The sequence below is a fragment of the Sphingopyxis sp. MC1 genome (assembly GCF_000371385.1).
Lineage (GTDB): Bacteria > Pseudomonadota > Alphaproteobacteria > Sphingomonadales > Sphingomonadaceae > Sphingopyxis > Sphingopyxis terrae.
The window spans coordinates 295150-310275 of record NZ_AOUN01000003.1 but is presented as its reverse complement, the minus strand read 5'-3'; the positions used below and the strand labels follow the sequence as shown (position 1 = coordinate 310275).

Genomic DNA, 15126 nt, shown 5'->3' with positions numbered 1-15126 from the left:
GGCGTTACAGTTCGATCATGATCCGCACGCTGGCGGCATCGACACCCGCGGCGAGCGCGATGCGTCGGCGTGCCGCGGCAATTTCCACTTTCAGCATGTCGCTCTCGGCATCCGCCTCCGCACGCGCCGAAGCGCGCAGGCCGACCATCGCCGCGACGCCGGTCAGCTGCTGTTCGGGAACGTCGAGCGCACGCGCCAGCGCGAGCAGGCTCGTGCGGCGCGGCGCGGTGGTACCATTTTCCCACGCCCAGATGCTCGGTTTGCTGAGACCCGCCGCCTGGGCGAGCCCCGCGAGGCTCAGCCCGCGCGCCTGCCGCAGCCGCCGCAGCCGCGCGCCGAGCGTCTCCTCCGCATCGGCATCGGTGTCGCCATCGGCCCGGTCGGCGGGATCGAAATCGGAGGGGAGCGGATTGCGCAGCCGCGCCGCGCTGAGCGCCGCGCGCGGCAACGGCTGGCGGAAGCGACAGCCATAAAGCCGCTCGCTCTGCCATACGACCGCGGCGACGACATCGCCCGCCTCGGGCAATGCGATTGCGATATCCTGCCCCATCATCAGATCGGCGGCGGTTTCGATCAACACGCCGCTGACCGACAGATTGTGGACGATGACCTCGGTGCCTTGGCCGGGCGCCACCGCGCCCGCCACCGCAAGATTGAGACGCAGGCGATCCGCCCGCTGCTGCCCTTCGCCCGCGGGGGGCTCAACCATCGTTCCGTGAATGACCATAGGCGGCTGCTTGTCGCAGCGCAGGGTAAGCGAGGGGTTAATGCGCACGCTCGTCTCATCCGATTCGTGCGGCAACCGGGGCGAGCCGAGCACATGGGCGAAGAGGCCGGCGGACGGTCCCGCGGGGTTTCGGGGCGCGGACGCGCGCCGGGGCAGGCTGGACATGGCGACTTTCTGTTCTTGCACCCCGCAAACCGGGAAGGCGACCGACAGAAACGCCCGAAAACCACGCTTTGTTGCCGCGACTCACCGCATGCCCGCCCCGCCACGGCGCAGAAAAGCGCCGATCCGGCGCCAAATATCGGCTGCTTTTCCGTTAATAAGTTAACCGCCGCTGTTCCATATCAGGACGGCGGCAAAAGCGGCCCGCGGGGCCATTTTTCGGATTAACCCTCGAAACCCCCGCAACTCCGGTAATTTTCAAATCTTCTAATGGCATCGGTGGTGCCAAATCTTGCCAAACTGCCATTTTGGGGGTTCACATCTAACTGAACCATCGTATTAAATTCCTCTTAACGGAAAGGGGGGGTGAGTCGGGTCGCGACTTCCCCGGGCATCCAGTTGCCCGAGACCGCCAATGAGCCGGTCGGAAACCGTTCTAGGTTTTTTTGAGGGGAGAGCCATGCGTCCGCTGCTTATCGCGCTTGCTGCGTTTGCATTCGCTTCGCCCGCCGTCGCGGGCGAAATCGAAAACGCCCGGTCGATCGACATCGCGGTCAGCGGGTCGATTCGCGAACATTGCGGCATCGGCAGCATCGGCGACATGGACTTCGGCAACCTCGAACGCCGCGGTCTGGGCATCCAGACGCGCGTCGCCTTCGATTGCAACGTCCCCTTTACGATGACGATCAAGGGTGCCAGCGGCGCACTGACGCACACCAGCATGCCGAACGGCCAGGGGCCCTATGGCGGCAAGCTGCCCTATAATCTGGCGGTGCAGATGCCGGTGCGTTTCCCGTCGTCGCAGACGATCAGCAAGAGTTTCAACAGCGCCCAGCTTCAGGCCGGCGGCGTGATTTCCAGCAATGGCGGCATCGCCACCGACGGCATGACGCTGGCGGTCGAACTGGGCCAGCCCACGGGCGAGGCCGGGATGCTGCTGGCAGGCGATTATTCGGAGACGATCACGATCACCGTGTCTCCGATCTGACGAGATTCCTTCGCGAGGGGCGACTTCGCGGACGGATCAGGCCCTGGGGGTGGCACCGACCCCCCGGGTTCTCCGACCAGCCGGTGCATATGAACAGCCGCCTCCCCGCGACGGGGGCGCGGTTCAAAAATGAGGGAAGAAGGTTATGAAGAAGATTCTTACCGGCGCCGTTGCCGCCATCGCTCTTGTCGGCATTGCTTCGCCGGCCGCTGCGCAGACCAACCAGCGTCACTATGCGGGTACGGCTCCGATTCCGTACACGATCACCAACCCGCAGAACGCTCCGTTCCCGTTCAACGTCATCGGCCTTGCCGCTGGTGAAGCGGGCGTCCTTGCCCAGGTTGGCACGCGCTACACCGCCGTCGCCGATGCGCCGAGCGACAGCGAAACCGCGACCCCGACCGTGAACGTTGCGTTCAACCTGTCGGGCACCGTGAACAAGGACTGCTCGTTCTATGCTGGCAACAACTCGAACGCGACGAACATCGACTTCGGCGTGATCGGCGTCCGCACCGGCAACAACGAAAACGTCAACAACGCTTTCGAAATGGTCGGCCCGGCGTTCGCCAACATCGAAACGCTGACCGCTGGCTGCAACTTCAACAACGAAGTCAAGATCGCCAAGAACGATGCCGCTGGCCTCGTGAACCAGACCGCGAGCGGTTATGACACGAACCAGTTCCAGAACAACATTCCGTACACCGTTTCGGCGGCTTGGACGGGTGTTGCGTTCAACGCTGTCACCGCTGGCACTCCGCAGAGCCTGACCGTTGGTGCAAACTCGCTCGACGGCACGCTGCAGCAGGGTGCATGGCGCTCGGCGATGACCATCGACTTCAACGCTCCGGCTGTCACCAGCAAGGGCCTCGTCGCTGGCAACTACACCGGCACGACCACGCTGACGCTCAAGGCTCTCTAAGCCTCGGCGTACAATCAGGGAAAGGGGGAAGAGCAATCTTTCCCCTTTCTTTATGAATGAATGCAATTATTCTGTGAAATTCAGGGGGGAAGGGGAATCATGGCTATCTTGTCCGTGCTGAAGCGCCAGTCGAAGGCGCTGCTGGCGGCGATTGCCGCGCTATTCCTGCTTGTTCCCGCAGCTTATGCGATGCGCGTTTCGCCGATGGTCGTCGAAATGGAAACGCGCGGCACCAGCGCGGTCGCACGTATCGAGGTTCAGAATATCAACCCCGGCAAGCTCGCTTTCCAGACGCGCGTCTATCGCATGGAAATCGACAAGGACGGCAACATCACCGAAACACCGGCCGACGACAAGTTCCTGATTTTTCCGCCGCAAGGCGCGCTGCCGCCCGGCGGACGCCAGGTGATCCGCCTGCAATGGGTGGGCGACCCCGAAATTCCGACGTCGCAGGCTTATTATGTCTCCGTCGAACAGCTTCCCGTGGCCTTCGAGCCCGGTACCGAGGATTCGGCGTCGGCACAGGTTCAGGTTCTCTATAATATGCGCGCGCTCGTCGTTGTCGCGCCGCCGGGCGCCAAGCCCGACGTCAAGCCGACCGATGTTCGTCAGGCCGAATATCAGCCGCCGGCGCTGCCGGGTGCGACCGAAAAGCCGCCATTGCAGGACGGCGTTGCGGTCACACTGCGCAACGACGGTCGCCGCCACGCGATGATGGCTAATTTCGGCTGGCACCTCGAAGGCACCGACCGCGATGGCAAGTTCCTGCGCGTCGATGTTTCGCCCGAAGAATTGTCGCGCGTCGTCGGCACCGGCTATGTCCCGGCGCAGGGTGAGCGCACCTTCAACCTGCCCGTCCCGGGCTTCGGCCCCGGCCCGATCAAGCTGACCTTCGCAAAATGAGGATGCGGGCGGCCCTCTGCTCGGTCGCTTTGCCGGCCCTTTGGGCCAGCACCGCCGCCGCGCAGGTTTCGATTCCCCTGCCCCAGCGGCCGGGAACGGCCCAGCCAGCGCCTGCGCCCGCGCCGACTCCAGCGCCCAGCACGCCGCCGACCAGCATCCCGCTGCCCGGCACACCAACGCCTACGCCTGCCCCCACGCCGACCGAGCCCGATCTCGGCCTGCCGCAGGTGCCGATGGGGCCATACGGACGGCCCGATATCAATCCCTACGACCGGGACATCGACATGACGGTGCCGCTGACCTTCCTCAGCCGCAGCCTCGGCGATATTCCGATGCGGTTGACCGCGGACGACCGCTTCCTGCTGGAGACGGCCACCTTCCTCAAGTTGCTGAAACCGATCCTCAACGAAGAGGCGCATGCCAAGCTGGCGGCGCATCTGGACGGCAAAACGCAATTCGGCCCCGACGACCTTTCCGAGACCGGCGTCGGCTTGACTTATGACCCCAGCACGCTTGCGGTCGTCGTTGTCCAGGTGTCCGCCGATCAGCGCTCGACGGTCGATCTGTTCGCGCCGCCCAAAGACGATATGGATGACATCACGCTCCAGCCCGAAAATTTTTCGGCCTATTTGAACCTCAGCGTGATCCAGACCTATATCTGGGAAGGCAGCAACCACGCCGATCCGCCGACGATTAATTTCGACGGCGCGATCCGGGTGGGTCCGATCGTGTTCGAAGGCGATGCCCAGCTCGGCCAGCAATTCACGCTGGACGGCGACAGCTATAAATTCCGGCGAAACTATGCGCGGTTGGTTTACGATCAGCCCGAAGATTATCGCCGCTGGTATCTCGGTGACCTTGACGTCGAGATCCGTGGCCAACAAGCATATGTCCAGATGGGCGGCATTGGTGTGCTGCGCCAGCAGCGGCGATTCAACACCTTCCGCGCAGCGATCCTGCAAGCCGATCGCCAACTGGTTCTGCAGCGCGAATCGACCGTGCGCTTCCTGCGCAACGGCTCGCTCTATCGTGAATTGCGCTTGCAGCCCGGCCGCTACGACTTCAGTTCGCTGCCGCTCGTCGCAGGCAGCAATGACATCCAGATTCAGGTCACCGACAACAGCGGCGCAGTGCAGAATCTGTCGTATCAGCAATATCTCGACCCGATCGACCTTGATCCGGGCGATTATGAATATGGTGCCTATATCGGGCCCACGAGCCAACGTTTCGGTTATGCGCCGGACTATAAGGGGCCGGTCGCCTTCACGGGCTTCTTCCGTAAGGCCTTTCTCAACGCACCGGCGATCGGCGTCGGACTGCAAGCCAGCAAGGACGTTCAGACGCTCTCCGGGCAAACGCAGTTTGTTCTAGGCAATGGCGGCAGGATATTGCTCGATGCGGCCGGCAGCCATTCCAAAGAGGCTGGCACGGGCTTTGCCGGCGGGGTCAGCTACGAGCATTATTTCGATCGCAATGGCCTGTCGGACAGCCTGACGATCCGCGCCGATTACACGTCGCCGCATTTTTCGACGCTGAGCAATATTCTGGGGATCAACACAACCTCCTTCACGGCGTCGGCCCAATATACGCATCAATTCAGTCAGAAATTCCTGACAACCTCGACCGCGTCCTACATCAAGGGCCGCGGAAATCTTGGTGACAGCTATCGTGTCGGCACCACCGGCTATTACCGGTTTGACCGCGAATGGACGTTCCGCGCGGGCGTGGAATATTCAAAATTTCCTGCTGCATTTTCGGACTCTACGGGGTTTAGCGTCCTTGTCGGCCTGGTCTTCCAGCCCGACTATCGCCGCCGCGCCGAGGCGCGTTACGAAAGCCGCAACAATCTGGCCGAGCTATCCTATAATCAGAGCGGCCTTAACCAGCTCAATAGCGTCGGCTTCGGTGGCGTCCTGACACGGCAGGATCAAAGCGCGCAGGCGGTCGGCTACGTCAGCTACTCGGCAAATCGCTTCGACGCGACGCTCAGCCATGCGACCTTCGGCCCCAGCCTTTCAAGCATCGCGGACATCAACGCGACGACGCTGCGCGTGGGCACGACAATCGCCTATACCGGCGGCATGGTCGGGCTGGGTCGCCGCATCAATGACAGCTTCATGCTGCTCAAGGCGCACGAAAATCTCGGCAAGCGCGACGTGGTCGTCGGCCAGTCGCTCGCGCAGAATGATTATATCGCGCGCAGCGGTCCGCTCGGTGCGGCGGTGCATAATTTCCTCGGCTCCTACACCACCCAGTCGGTGCAATATGACGTGCAGGATCCGCCGCCGGGATATGACACCGGGCCCGGCGTGTTCCGCGTCCACCCGCCGTACAAGAGCGGCTATGCCGTGCGGGTCGGCACCGATGCCTTTGCGAGCGCGATCGGCACGCTGATGCTCACCGCCGAAAAGCCGGTGTCGCTGATCGGCGGGCGCGTCACGCTGCTCGACGTCAAGGAAGGCGACAATCCGCAGCCGACGCCCTTCTTCACCAATTCGGTCGGGCGCTTTGCGGTATCCAACCTGCTGCCCGGCCGCCGCTATCTTGTCGAAACCTATGGCCCCAACGGCACGGTCGACAGGGCATTCGAATTTACCGTTCCGGCCGATACGACCGGTCTCGTCGATCTCGGCACCGTGAAGTCGGGCTCGTTCAAATAGGAGGCTTCCATGCTTCGCGCATCGCTTTTGCTCGCCGCCACGCTGATGGCCGCTCCCGCCTTTGCCCAGTCGGCCAATTCGGCACGCCCGACCGACTGCATGGTGCGGATGAACGCCGCGCCGACGAGCTGGATGATCTCCGGCTACGATCCCTATGGCGGCTCGCTGCCCGAAGGGACGTTCAGCGTCACCTATATCAATGACGGCGGGTCCGAATGCCGCTTTGCGCCGCTGTTCGACCTGTCGCAGCCGCCGTTTGGTCTGTCGAAGGGGACGGGCAAGCGCATCGGCTATGCGCTCGTCAACCTCACCGATTCGCAGGATGTGACACCGCGCGCCGGCCGTTCGCTGCGCACGCCGTCGCAGCGCGAGCTGGTGCTCGCCCCCAATGAATCGAAGACGCTGCTCTACAAGCTCGTCGCCAATCCCGAAGACGTCCGCGATTCGGGCACCTTCACCCAGGACGTCAGCATCGAGGCGCAGGACCGCAGCTTCCGCTCGCTCGGCGGGACGCAGGTCGTTCTCGGCCTCGAGGTGCTGCCGTCGGCGCGCATGGGCCTGTCGGGCGCCTATTCGATGAGCGACGGCCACGCCGTCGTCGACCTGGGCGAACTGCGCACCGGGGTCGCGCCCGTGCCGCTGCAGCTGCGCGTCAGCAGCACCGGTCAATATGATCTGCAAGTGACCTCGGCCAATTCGGGCAAGCTGCGCCTCGGCGCCAGCGACTGGACGGTGCCTTATTCGATCGCCGTCGGCGGAACCGCGGTGAATCTGGCCGGCACCAGCCGCCTGTCTGGACCGACCGGCAATGGCTATCGCCGCGACTCGCTGCCGATCCAGTTCATCATCGGCGATGTCAGCGATCGCCGTGCCGGCACCTACAGCGACGTGATCTCGATCTCCGTTACCGCGCGCTAAGCGCTTAAATTTCCGACCTTCATGGGCAGAAGGCGCCGGGTTCCGGCGCTTTTTCGCGTGGGCACTTAACTGAATATTAGATGTGCGCGGCTAATCACCATCCAACACTTCGGCCATTTCGGGCGGAAAGGGTGGCGAATGAAACGGAAACTTTCGATTGCTCTCGCGGGCGCCGCGCTCGTGGCAGTACCGACGACGGCGCTGGCCGCCTCGTACGGCTTCAACCTGTTTGCGACGGTCGCGGTCAACTGCACCGTCAATCATCAGCTGACCGGCTTCGGCGCGATCGAGGGCGACGCGGTGTCGCTCGGCTCGTTCCGCGAATATTGCAACGCGCCCACGGGCTATGAGCTGGTCGTCAGCTACGCACCGGGCACACTCGTCGGGACGCGCATCATCGCCGGCAGCGATGAAATCCTGCTCAACGGTTCGGGCCAGGCAGTGCTGAGCCGCGCAACCGGCCCGCGCATCCGCGAACGGCCGATCGCCGCGGTTCCGGGCGAGAACGGCTTCGATTCGGACCATCTGGACCTCCAGATCATCCCGAGCTGATTACCGGCGCGACGGGAAATTCGGAGGGGTCGGTGCAAACCGGCCCCTTTTTCTTTTTGTCGTCGGGCCACATCATATTCCCTTGCCCACCCAATGGGTGTGACGATCCGCGCCAGCGAAGGATATTCGTCTGTCGTCCGGCATTGATGTGTCGCCCGGCGAAGGCCGGGGTCCAGGGCTTCACAGCACCAGCGGCGGCGTTCGATACTCTTGGCGCTCGGCTATCGTCAGGGAAACCAAAGCGGTTGGCAGCAACGCCCGCTTTCTACCCCGAAACTGTCCCGGTCTCCGCTTTCTACAGCATATATTTCATCTTGATCGACTGGCGCATGTCGCCGGTGACGGCAAAGCTCGCCGATTTGAACTTCGGCGGCCCCATGCGGATCGCCGGGTCGCGCGAAAAGCCGAAGCCTTCCTTCGGCAGGAACAGCGCCATGTCCATCTTGTTGTTGCCATTCTCGTCATGCACCACCGCGATGGCATAGGTTCCGGCGGCGACCCCGCGAATTTTGAAATCGCCGGCGTCGGCGGCCTTCACCGCCATTCGCACCGACGCCTTGTCCTTGCTGCAGTCGGGAAAGGCCTTTGGGTTGGCGGTCAGGCAGACGAGAATCTGTCCCTTGACGTTGCGCAGCCCGGTGATGCTGACTTCAACCGTCGGGCCGGGCGCCGGAGCGTGCGGCGGTGGCGCGGTCGCTGCGACCGGCAGCGGCAGCAGTCCCGCCAAAGCTGCCCAGCCCGATATCGGTGCCGCACGCCTTGTCCCAGAAGCGGAAGTAAAGACCATAATTCCCCCGATAGGCGGCGTGATGCTGCTCATGGTGCGTCGCCGTTATCAGCCAGCGCCCTGCCGGTCCATGAACGAGTGCGCGGGGGAACATCTCCCACCCCATATGATTGCCGACCCCCATCAGCGTCATGATCGCGAGCACGAGACCCAGCACCGCGACATGGATGGGAACGATGAAGACCAGCGCCGGAATGACGATCGCGCCGGTGATCGCTTCCCACGGGTGAAAGCTCATCGCCGCCCATGCGGTCGGCGGCCGGCTCTGGTGATGCACGGCATGCGCGATGCGGAACAGCCGCGGCTGGTGCATCCAGCGATGCGTCCAATAAAACCATGTGTCGTGAAGAAGCAGATAGGCGAAGAGGCTGACCGGCAGATACCAGAGCGGAAAGGCGTGGACGTCGGTGTAGATGCGCGTCCAGTCGTGCGCCTGCCATCCCCAGGCGACGATGCCCGCCGGGATGCCGTAAATCGCCGCGCTGGCAAGGCTCCAGCCGATTTCGCGCCGCATCTGCGTTTCGAGCCCGCGATAGAGACCGGGATGCTTGAGCCGCGTCGCGAGCGCAAATCCTCCGCTGCTCAGCAGATAGCGTCCACCGACGATCAGCGTCATCGCTAGCGCCGACAGCGCGATGGCGAGCGCGGCGCTCATGCGGGCGCGCTCGCGGTGCCGTCGCCGAGCGGGCGCTGCATATAGACGGTGTCGAGCCAGCGCCCATGCTTCCACCCCATGCCGACGAGGCGCCCCGCGTGGACGAAACCCGCCGCCGCGTGGAGCGCGACCGAGGCAGGCTCGGCACCGCCGATCACCGCGACCATCGTGCGGAAGCCCGATGCTTCGGCCGCGTCGAGCAGCGCGGCGAGCAAGGCCCGGCCCACGCCGCGTCCCTGCTGCGTCGGGGCGACATAAATGCTGTCCTCGCACGCCCAGGCATAGGCGGCGCGCGGGCGGAACTGGCTGGCATAGGCATAGCCCGCGATCCCGCCCCCCGCCGCCTCGGCGACCAGAAAGGGCCAGCCCTTTCCGCGATGCTCCGAAATCAGCGCCGCGGTGGCGAGCGTGCTGCGCGGTTCGGTGTCGTAGCTGGCGGTTCCGTGCGCGACATGGTGCGCATAGATTGCGGCAATGGCCCTGGCATCGTCGGGGGTCGCGGAGCGGATGACGGGATCGGGCGCTGCCATGCGAAAGCGATAGCCGCTCGCCGCCAGCCTCGCTAGGGCTGCTGGATGAACGGCGCCGATTCCGACTCTTGCGACATCGCCATCGTCGGCGGCGGGCTCGCCGGCGGGCTGGCAACGCTCGCGCTGGCGCGGCGGCGCCCCGATCTCGACGTGCGGCTGATCGAGCCGGGGCCGGTCGGCGGCAATCATCTCTGGTCCTTTTTCGACGGCGACGTCGCGGCGCGCGACCGCTGGCTGATCGAGCCGCTGATCGCGCATCGCTGGAGCGGCTATGACGTTGCTTTTCCCGCCTATCGCCGCGCGATTGCCATGCCCTACAACAGCATCGACAGCGAAACACTGGCGGAGGCGGTCGCCGCGCTGTTGCCGCCCGAACGGCTGATCGCGAAGGCGGCGACGCGGCTCGCGCCGCAATCGGTGCTGCTGGAGGGGGGCGACCGGCTCGCCGCGCGCCACGTCATCGACGCGCGCGGGATCGGCGATCTCGCGGGAATCGATTGCGGCTGGCAGAAATTCGTCGGACAGGCGCTGCGCGTCGCGGGCGGGCACGGCCTCACCCAGCCCGTGGTGATGGATGCGACGGTCGATCAGATCGGCGGCTATCGCTTCGTCTACTGTCTGCCCTTCGATGCCGAGACCGTCTTCGTCGAGGACACCTATTATGGCGACGATGCCGACCTTGACGTCGGCGCGGTACGTGCGCGGATCGCCGATTATGCGGCGGCGCGCGGGTGGACGGTCAGTGCAGTCGCGCGCGAGGAAACCGGCTGGCTGCCCGTCGTCATGGCGGGCGATTTCGACGCGATCTGGCCGCGGGACGACGCCGTGGCGCGTATCGGCGTGCGCGCGGGGCGCTTTCATGCGACGACCGGCTATTCGCTGCCCGACGCGGTGCGCGCCGCGGCGGCGCTGCCCGCGCTCGTCGATCGCGCCGATCTCTGCGCGCGGCTGCGCACCGATGCGGCGGCCGCGTGGCGGCGCCAGCGCTTTTACCGCATGCTCGGCGCGATGCTGTTCCGCGCGGCGGAACCGGCCGAGCGCTATCGCATCTTTCAGCGCTTCTATCGCCTGTCGCCCGCGCTGATCGCGCGTTTCTATGCCAGCGCGTCGAGCGGTGCCGACCGGCTGCGGCTCTTGTCGGGCCGCCCGCCGGTGCCTATCGGACGCGCAATCAGGGCAATCGGGAGTTTCGACTGGCTATGACGCGAAGAGCCATCGTTATCGGTGCCGGATTCGGCGGGCTTGCGCTCGCGATCCGGCTCCAGTCGGCGGGGATCGCGACCACGGTCGTCGAAGCGCGCGACAAGCCCGGCGGGCGCGCCTATCATTGGCGGCGCGAGGACTTTACCTTCGACGCCGGGCCGACCGTCATCACCGACCCGCCGTGCCTCAATGAACTTTGGGCGCTCAGCGGTCAGGACATGGCGGCCGACGTCGACCTTGTGCCCGTCACGCCCTTTTACCGGCTGAACTGGTCCGACGGCACCAACTTCGATTATTCGAATGACGAAGCGGCGCTGCGCGCCGAAATCGCAAGGCTCGATCCCGCCGATGTCGCGGGGTACGAGCGCTTCCTCGACTATTCGCGCGGCGTTTACGAAGAAGGCTATGTGAAGCTCGGTTCGGTCGCTTTCCTCGATTTCGCCGCGATGCTGCGCGCGGCGCCTGCGCTCGCGAAATATCAGGCATGGCGCAGCGTCTATTCGATCGTCTCCTCTTATGTGAAGGACGAAAGGCTGCGGCAGGCGCTGTCGTTCCACACGCTGCTCGTCGGCGGCAATCCGATGACGACCAGCAGCATCTATGCGCTGATCCACACGATCGAAAAGGACGGCGGCGTGTGGTTCGCGCGCGGCGGCACCAACGCGCTGGTCGCGGCGATGGTGCGATTGTTCGAGCGGCTGGGCGGGGTGCTGCGGCTGGGCGATCCGGTGGCGCGGATCGAGACGCAGAGCGATCGCGCGACCGGGGTGGTGACCGCCAGCGGCTGGCAGGGCGCGGCCGATATGGTCGCGTGCAACGGCGACCTGATGCACAGCTACAGGGATCTTCTCGACCATTCGCGCGGGGCGAAGGTCGCCAAAAGCCTGGCGCGCAAGCGCTGGTCGCCATCGCTCTTCGTCGTCCATTTCGGGGCGAAGGGCGACTATCCGGACGTCGCGCACCACAGCATCCTCTTCGGCCCGCGCTACAAGGGGCTGCTCGATGACATCTATGGCGGGAGGGTCCCCGACGATTTCTCGCTCTACCTCCATCATCCCAGCATCACCGATCCCGGCATGGCGCCCCCCGGCCATTCGACTTTCTACGCGCTTGCCCCCGTCGCGCATCTCGGCAAGGCGAAGGCCGACTGGGACGGCGATTTCGGCGCGCGTTTTGCCGACGCGATCCTGGACGAGGTCGAACGCCGCGTCGCGCCCGGCCTCCGCGCCAATCTCGTCACGCGTTTTCACTATACGCCCACCGATTTCGGCCGCGATCTGTCGGCGCATCTTGGCAGCGCCTTCAGCCTCGAACCCGTGCTATGGCAGAGCGCGTGGTTTCGCGCCCATAATCGCGACGATATGATTTCGAACCTTTACTTCGTCGGCGCCGGGACGCATCCGGGCGCCGGTATTCCGGGTGTCGTCGGCAGCGCGAAGGCGACCGCCCAATTGATGTTGGAAGAATGATGAAACGCATTGCCGTCTATTGCGGGTCCGCAACCCCCGAAGATCCGATCTATATGGAAACCGCGCGCCACGTCGGCCGGACGCTGGCGAGCCGCGGCATCGGGGTCGTCTATGGCGGCGGCCGGCTCGGGCTGATGGGTGCGGTCGCCGACAGCGCCCTGGAAGCGGGCGGCGAGGTGATCGGGGTGATCCCCGATGCGCTCGTCGGGACCGAGGTCGCGCATCGCGGCTGCACCGAACTGCACGTCGTTTCGGGGATGCACGAACGCAAGAAGATGTTCACCGACCTGTCAGACGGCTTTCTGACCATCCCCGGCGGCGTCGGGACGATGGATGAATTGTGGGAAGCGATCAGCTGGGCGCAGCTCGGCTATCATGCCAAGCCCGTCGGGCTGCTCAACGCCGCGGGCTTCTATAACGATCTGATCGCCTTCAATCGCCGGATGATCGACGTCGGCTTCATCCGCCCCGCGCACGCCGGGATCATGATCGTCGATGCGGGAATCGACGAACTGCTCGACAAGATGGCGGCTTACCAGCCGCACGAGCCGATCTTCGCGATGAAGGCCGACGATCTGTAATGACCGCGGCGGGGGGCTATGATGCGGCGGCCCTGCACCGCTTTGCGCACGACAGCATCGCGCGCGGGTCGAAAAGCTTTGCGCTCGCCAGCCGGCTGTTCGACCGGCGGACACGCGAACGGGTGCTGCTGCTCTATGCCTGGTGTCGCGCCGCCGACGATCTGACCGACGGGCAGGATCATGGCGGCACCATGCGCGCGGGGCACGACGCGGTGGCGGCGGTCGCGCGCATCCGCGACCTGACCGATCGCGCCTTTGCCGGGGATCCTACCGGCGATCCCGCCTTCGACGCGCTCGGCCTGTTGCTGACCGAGGTCGCGATCCCGCGCGCGGTGATCGACGACATCGTCGCGGGCTTCGAACTCGACGCCGCCGACTGGCGCCCGCGCAGCGAGGCCGATCTGTTGCGCTATTGCTATCATGTCGCGGGCGCAGTGGGCGTCGCGATGGCGCTCGTCATGGGGGTCGATCCGGCGGACGAAACGACGCTCGACCGCGCGTCCGACCTCGGCATAGCGTTCCAGCTCGCCAATATCGCGCGCGACATTGCCGAAGATGCGGCGGCCGACCGCTGCTATCTTCCGGTCGACTGGCTGGTCGAACTGGATATTCCGCCGGGTCAGCATATGCATCCGGCCTTTCGCCCGCGCCTTGCCGTGATGGCGAAATGGCTCGCCGAAATGGCCGGGGAATATGAAGCGTCAGCGCGCTGGGGCGCGCGCAAGCTGCCGCCGCGCAGCCGCTGGGCGGTGCTTGCGGCCGCGGGCATCTATGGCGACATCGCGCGCGCGGTGCGGCGCCGCGGCGATCATGCGTGGGACCATCGCACCGCGACGACGCGCGCCGCGAAATTCGGCTGGGTGGCGCGCGCCGGCTGGTCGGTGCTGCGCCGCCCGCCGCTGCGGCGGATCGCCCGAGACGGGCTGTGGACCCGCCCGCGGTTCGCCGGTGATGCGGAGGCGGCGCAATGAGCCAGCTCGAATGGCTGGCCGCCGCGCTCGTCCTGATCAACGTCGCGCTGGTCGCAATGCGCAAGGTGTGGAACTATCCTTTCGCGCTCGCTGCCGTCACCCTTTACGCCTTCGTCTTCTACGAAGCGAAGCTGTACAGCGACATGCTGCTCCAGGGATTTTTCTTCGTCCTCAATCTTTACGGCTGGCTCAGCTGGGTCCGCGCGCGCGACGACAGCGGCGTGCCCGTGGGGTGGATGCCCAGCCGCGATCGCTGGCGGTGGGGCGCCGCCGTTGCGGCGGCCTGGGTCCTGTGGAGCTCGGCGATGCACCGCTATACCGACGCCGCGGCGCCGTGGATCGACGGCGGCATCGCGATGCTCAGCATCGCGGCGCAATGGCTGCTCGCGCGGCGCCGCGTCGAAAGCTGGTGGCTGTGGATTCTGGTCGATCTGATCGCGGTGCCGCTGTTCGCCTGGCGCGGTCTTTATGCGACCAGCGCGGTCTATATCGTCCTGCTGGGACTGTCGATCGACGGGCTGATCCAGTGGCGCCGCGCCGCCGCCGCGCCCGCGGCGATGCCGGCATGACGCGCCATATCTGCCTCCACGGCGCCGAATCGACCGGCAAGTCGAAGCTGGCGCCGCGCCTTGCCGCGCGTCTCGGCGGCGTGGTCGTCCCCGAATATGGCCGCACCTATTGCGAAGCGAACGGTACCGATCTCGAAGCCGGCGACCTGCTCGCCATCTTCCACGGCCACATCGCCGCGACGAAGCTTGCCCTCGCGCAAGCTCCGGCGTGGATGATTTCGGACACCGATCCGCTGATGACCCAGGCGTGGGCGATCATGTTGCTCGGTCGGCGTTTGCCCGAAATCGACACCTGGAGTGATGTCGCCGACTTCTACCTCGTCCCCGCGCTCGACCTGCCGTGGCGAGAGGACGGCACGCGGCTGTTCGGCAGCGACCTTGCGCGGCGGCAGTTCATGGACGTTGCGATCGCCGAACTCGACCGCCGCCGTCTGCCTTGGGCCTGGGTCGAAGGCGACGGCGACGCTCGCCTCGAAAGCGCGCTCGCCGCGATCGCGGCGGCGGGGCTCGATCGATAGCCCGCGCACGAAAA

The 15126-nt window shown here is 65.3% G+C and carries 16 protein-coding genes; 12 read left to right on the top strand and 4 right to left on the bottom strand.

Translation table 11 applies throughout. From position 1 onward, the window contains the following. Positions 1–4: 4 nt before the first annotated feature. Positions 5–709, bottom strand: coding sequence for a helix-turn-helix domain-containing protein (locus EBMC1_RS05320; protein ID WP_040589664.1), 705 nt, complete (start codon positions 707–709; stop codon positions 5–7). Between the two features lie 640 nt (positions 710–1349). Between EBMC1_RS05320 and EBMC1_RS05315 the strand changes: the two genes are divergently transcribed. The 6 genes from EBMC1_RS05315 (at position 1350) to EBMC1_RS05290 (ending at position 7829) form a co-directional block, all read left to right on the top strand. Next, on the top strand, positions 1350–1877 hold the full coding sequence (locus EBMC1_RS05315) for a hypothetical protein (RefSeq protein ID WP_003041713.1): 528 nt from the start codon (positions 1350–1352) through the stop codon (positions 1875–1877). Between the two features lie 145 nt (positions 1878–2022). After that, entirely contained in the window at positions 2023–2796 is a 774-nt protein-coding gene (locus EBMC1_RS05310; protein WP_003041711.1) for a hypothetical protein, read from the top strand. A gap of 99 nt (positions 2797–2895) precedes the next feature. Beyond that, positions 2896–3699: a fimbrial biogenesis chaperone gene (locus tag EBMC1_RS05305; RefSeq protein WP_003041709.1), complete on the top strand. Its 804-nt coding sequence runs from the start codon at positions 2896–2898 to the stop codon at positions 3697–3699. A 2-nt stretch (positions 3700–3701) separates the two neighbouring features. Then, positions 3702–6359 (top strand): fimbria/pilus outer membrane usher protein, encoded by a 2658-nt coding sequence (locus EBMC1_RS05300; RefSeq protein WP_231292869.1) that lies wholly within the window; start codon positions 3702–3704, stop codon positions 6357–6359. A gap of 9 nt (positions 6360–6368) precedes the next feature. Further along, a complete protein-coding gene (locus EBMC1_RS18760) occupies positions 6369–7277 on the top strand; it encodes a hypothetical protein (protein WP_003041705.1) in 909 nt (302 codons plus the stop codon). A gap of 138 nt (positions 7278–7415) precedes the next feature. After that, entirely contained in the window at positions 7416–7829 is a 414-nt protein-coding gene (locus tag EBMC1_RS05290) for a hypothetical protein (RefSeq protein WP_003041703.1), read from the top strand. 295 nt (positions 7830–8124) lie between these two features. On the opposite strand, the gene EBMC1_RS05285 is transcribed toward EBMC1_RS05290, so the two are convergent. Genes EBMC1_RS05285 through EBMC1_RS05275 form a run of 3 tightly spaced genes read right to left on the bottom strand, consistent with a single transcriptional unit; the run spans position 8125 to position 9801 of the window. Then, positions 8125–8556, bottom strand: coding sequence for a DUF2141 domain-containing protein (locus EBMC1_RS05285; RefSeq protein ID WP_003041700.1), 432 nt, complete (start codon positions 8554–8556; stop codon positions 8125–8127). Further along, on the bottom strand, positions 8480–9271 hold the full coding sequence (locus EBMC1_RS05280) for a sterol desaturase family protein (protein ID WP_003041697.1): 792 nt from the start codon (positions 9269–9271) through the stop codon (positions 8480–8482). The genes EBMC1_RS05285 and EBMC1_RS05280 overlap by 77 nt, the downstream gene beginning before the upstream one ends. Next, positions 9268–9801 carry a GNAT family N-acetyltransferase gene (locus EBMC1_RS05275; protein ID WP_003041693.1) on the bottom strand — a complete coding sequence of 178 codons (534 nt, stop codon included), beginning with the start codon at positions 9799–9801 and terminating at the stop codon, positions 9268–9270. Before EBMC1_RS05275 ends, EBMC1_RS05280 begins: the two co-directional genes overlap by 4 nt. Positions 9802–9846: 45 nt before the next feature. On the opposite strand from EBMC1_RS05275, the gene crtY reads away from it, so the two are divergent. From crtY to EBMC1_RS05245, 6 genes are read left to right on the top strand one after another with little or no spacing between them, the layout of a single operon-like run. Further along, a complete protein-coding gene (gene crtY, locus EBMC1_RS05270; RefSeq protein WP_003041690.1) occupies positions 9847–11004 on the top strand; it encodes a lycopene beta-cyclase CrtY in 1158 nt (385 codons plus the stop codon). After that, entirely contained in the window at positions 11001–12473 is a 1473-nt protein-coding gene (locus EBMC1_RS05265; protein ID WP_003041687.1) for a phytoene desaturase, read from the top strand. The genes crtY and EBMC1_RS05265 overlap by 4 nt, the downstream gene beginning before the upstream one ends. Next, positions 12473–13054: a TIGR00730 family Rossman fold protein gene (locus EBMC1_RS05260; protein WP_003041684.1), complete on the top strand. Its 582-nt coding sequence runs from the start codon at positions 12473–12475 to the stop codon at positions 13052–13054. Before EBMC1_RS05265 ends, EBMC1_RS05260 begins: the two co-directional genes overlap by 1 nt. After that, on the top strand, positions 13054–14025 hold the full coding sequence (locus EBMC1_RS05255; RefSeq protein WP_003041682.1) for a phytoene/squalene synthase family protein: 972 nt from the start codon (positions 13054–13056) through the stop codon (positions 14023–14025). The genes EBMC1_RS05260 and EBMC1_RS05255 overlap by 1 nt, the downstream gene beginning before the upstream one ends. Next, complete coding sequence (pnuC, locus tag EBMC1_RS05250; protein WP_003041679.1) at positions 14022–14594, top strand: nicotinamide riboside transporter PnuC; 573 nt, start codon at positions 14022–14024, stop codon at positions 14592–14594. The genes EBMC1_RS05255 and pnuC overlap by 4 nt, the downstream gene beginning before the upstream one ends. Beyond that, positions 14591–15112, top strand: a complete 522-nt coding sequence (locus tag EBMC1_RS05245; protein WP_040589656.1) for an AAA family ATPase — start codon at positions 14591–14593, stop codon at positions 15110–15112. The genes pnuC and EBMC1_RS05245 overlap by 4 nt, the downstream gene beginning before the upstream one ends. Positions 15113–15126 lie beyond the last annotated feature (14 nt).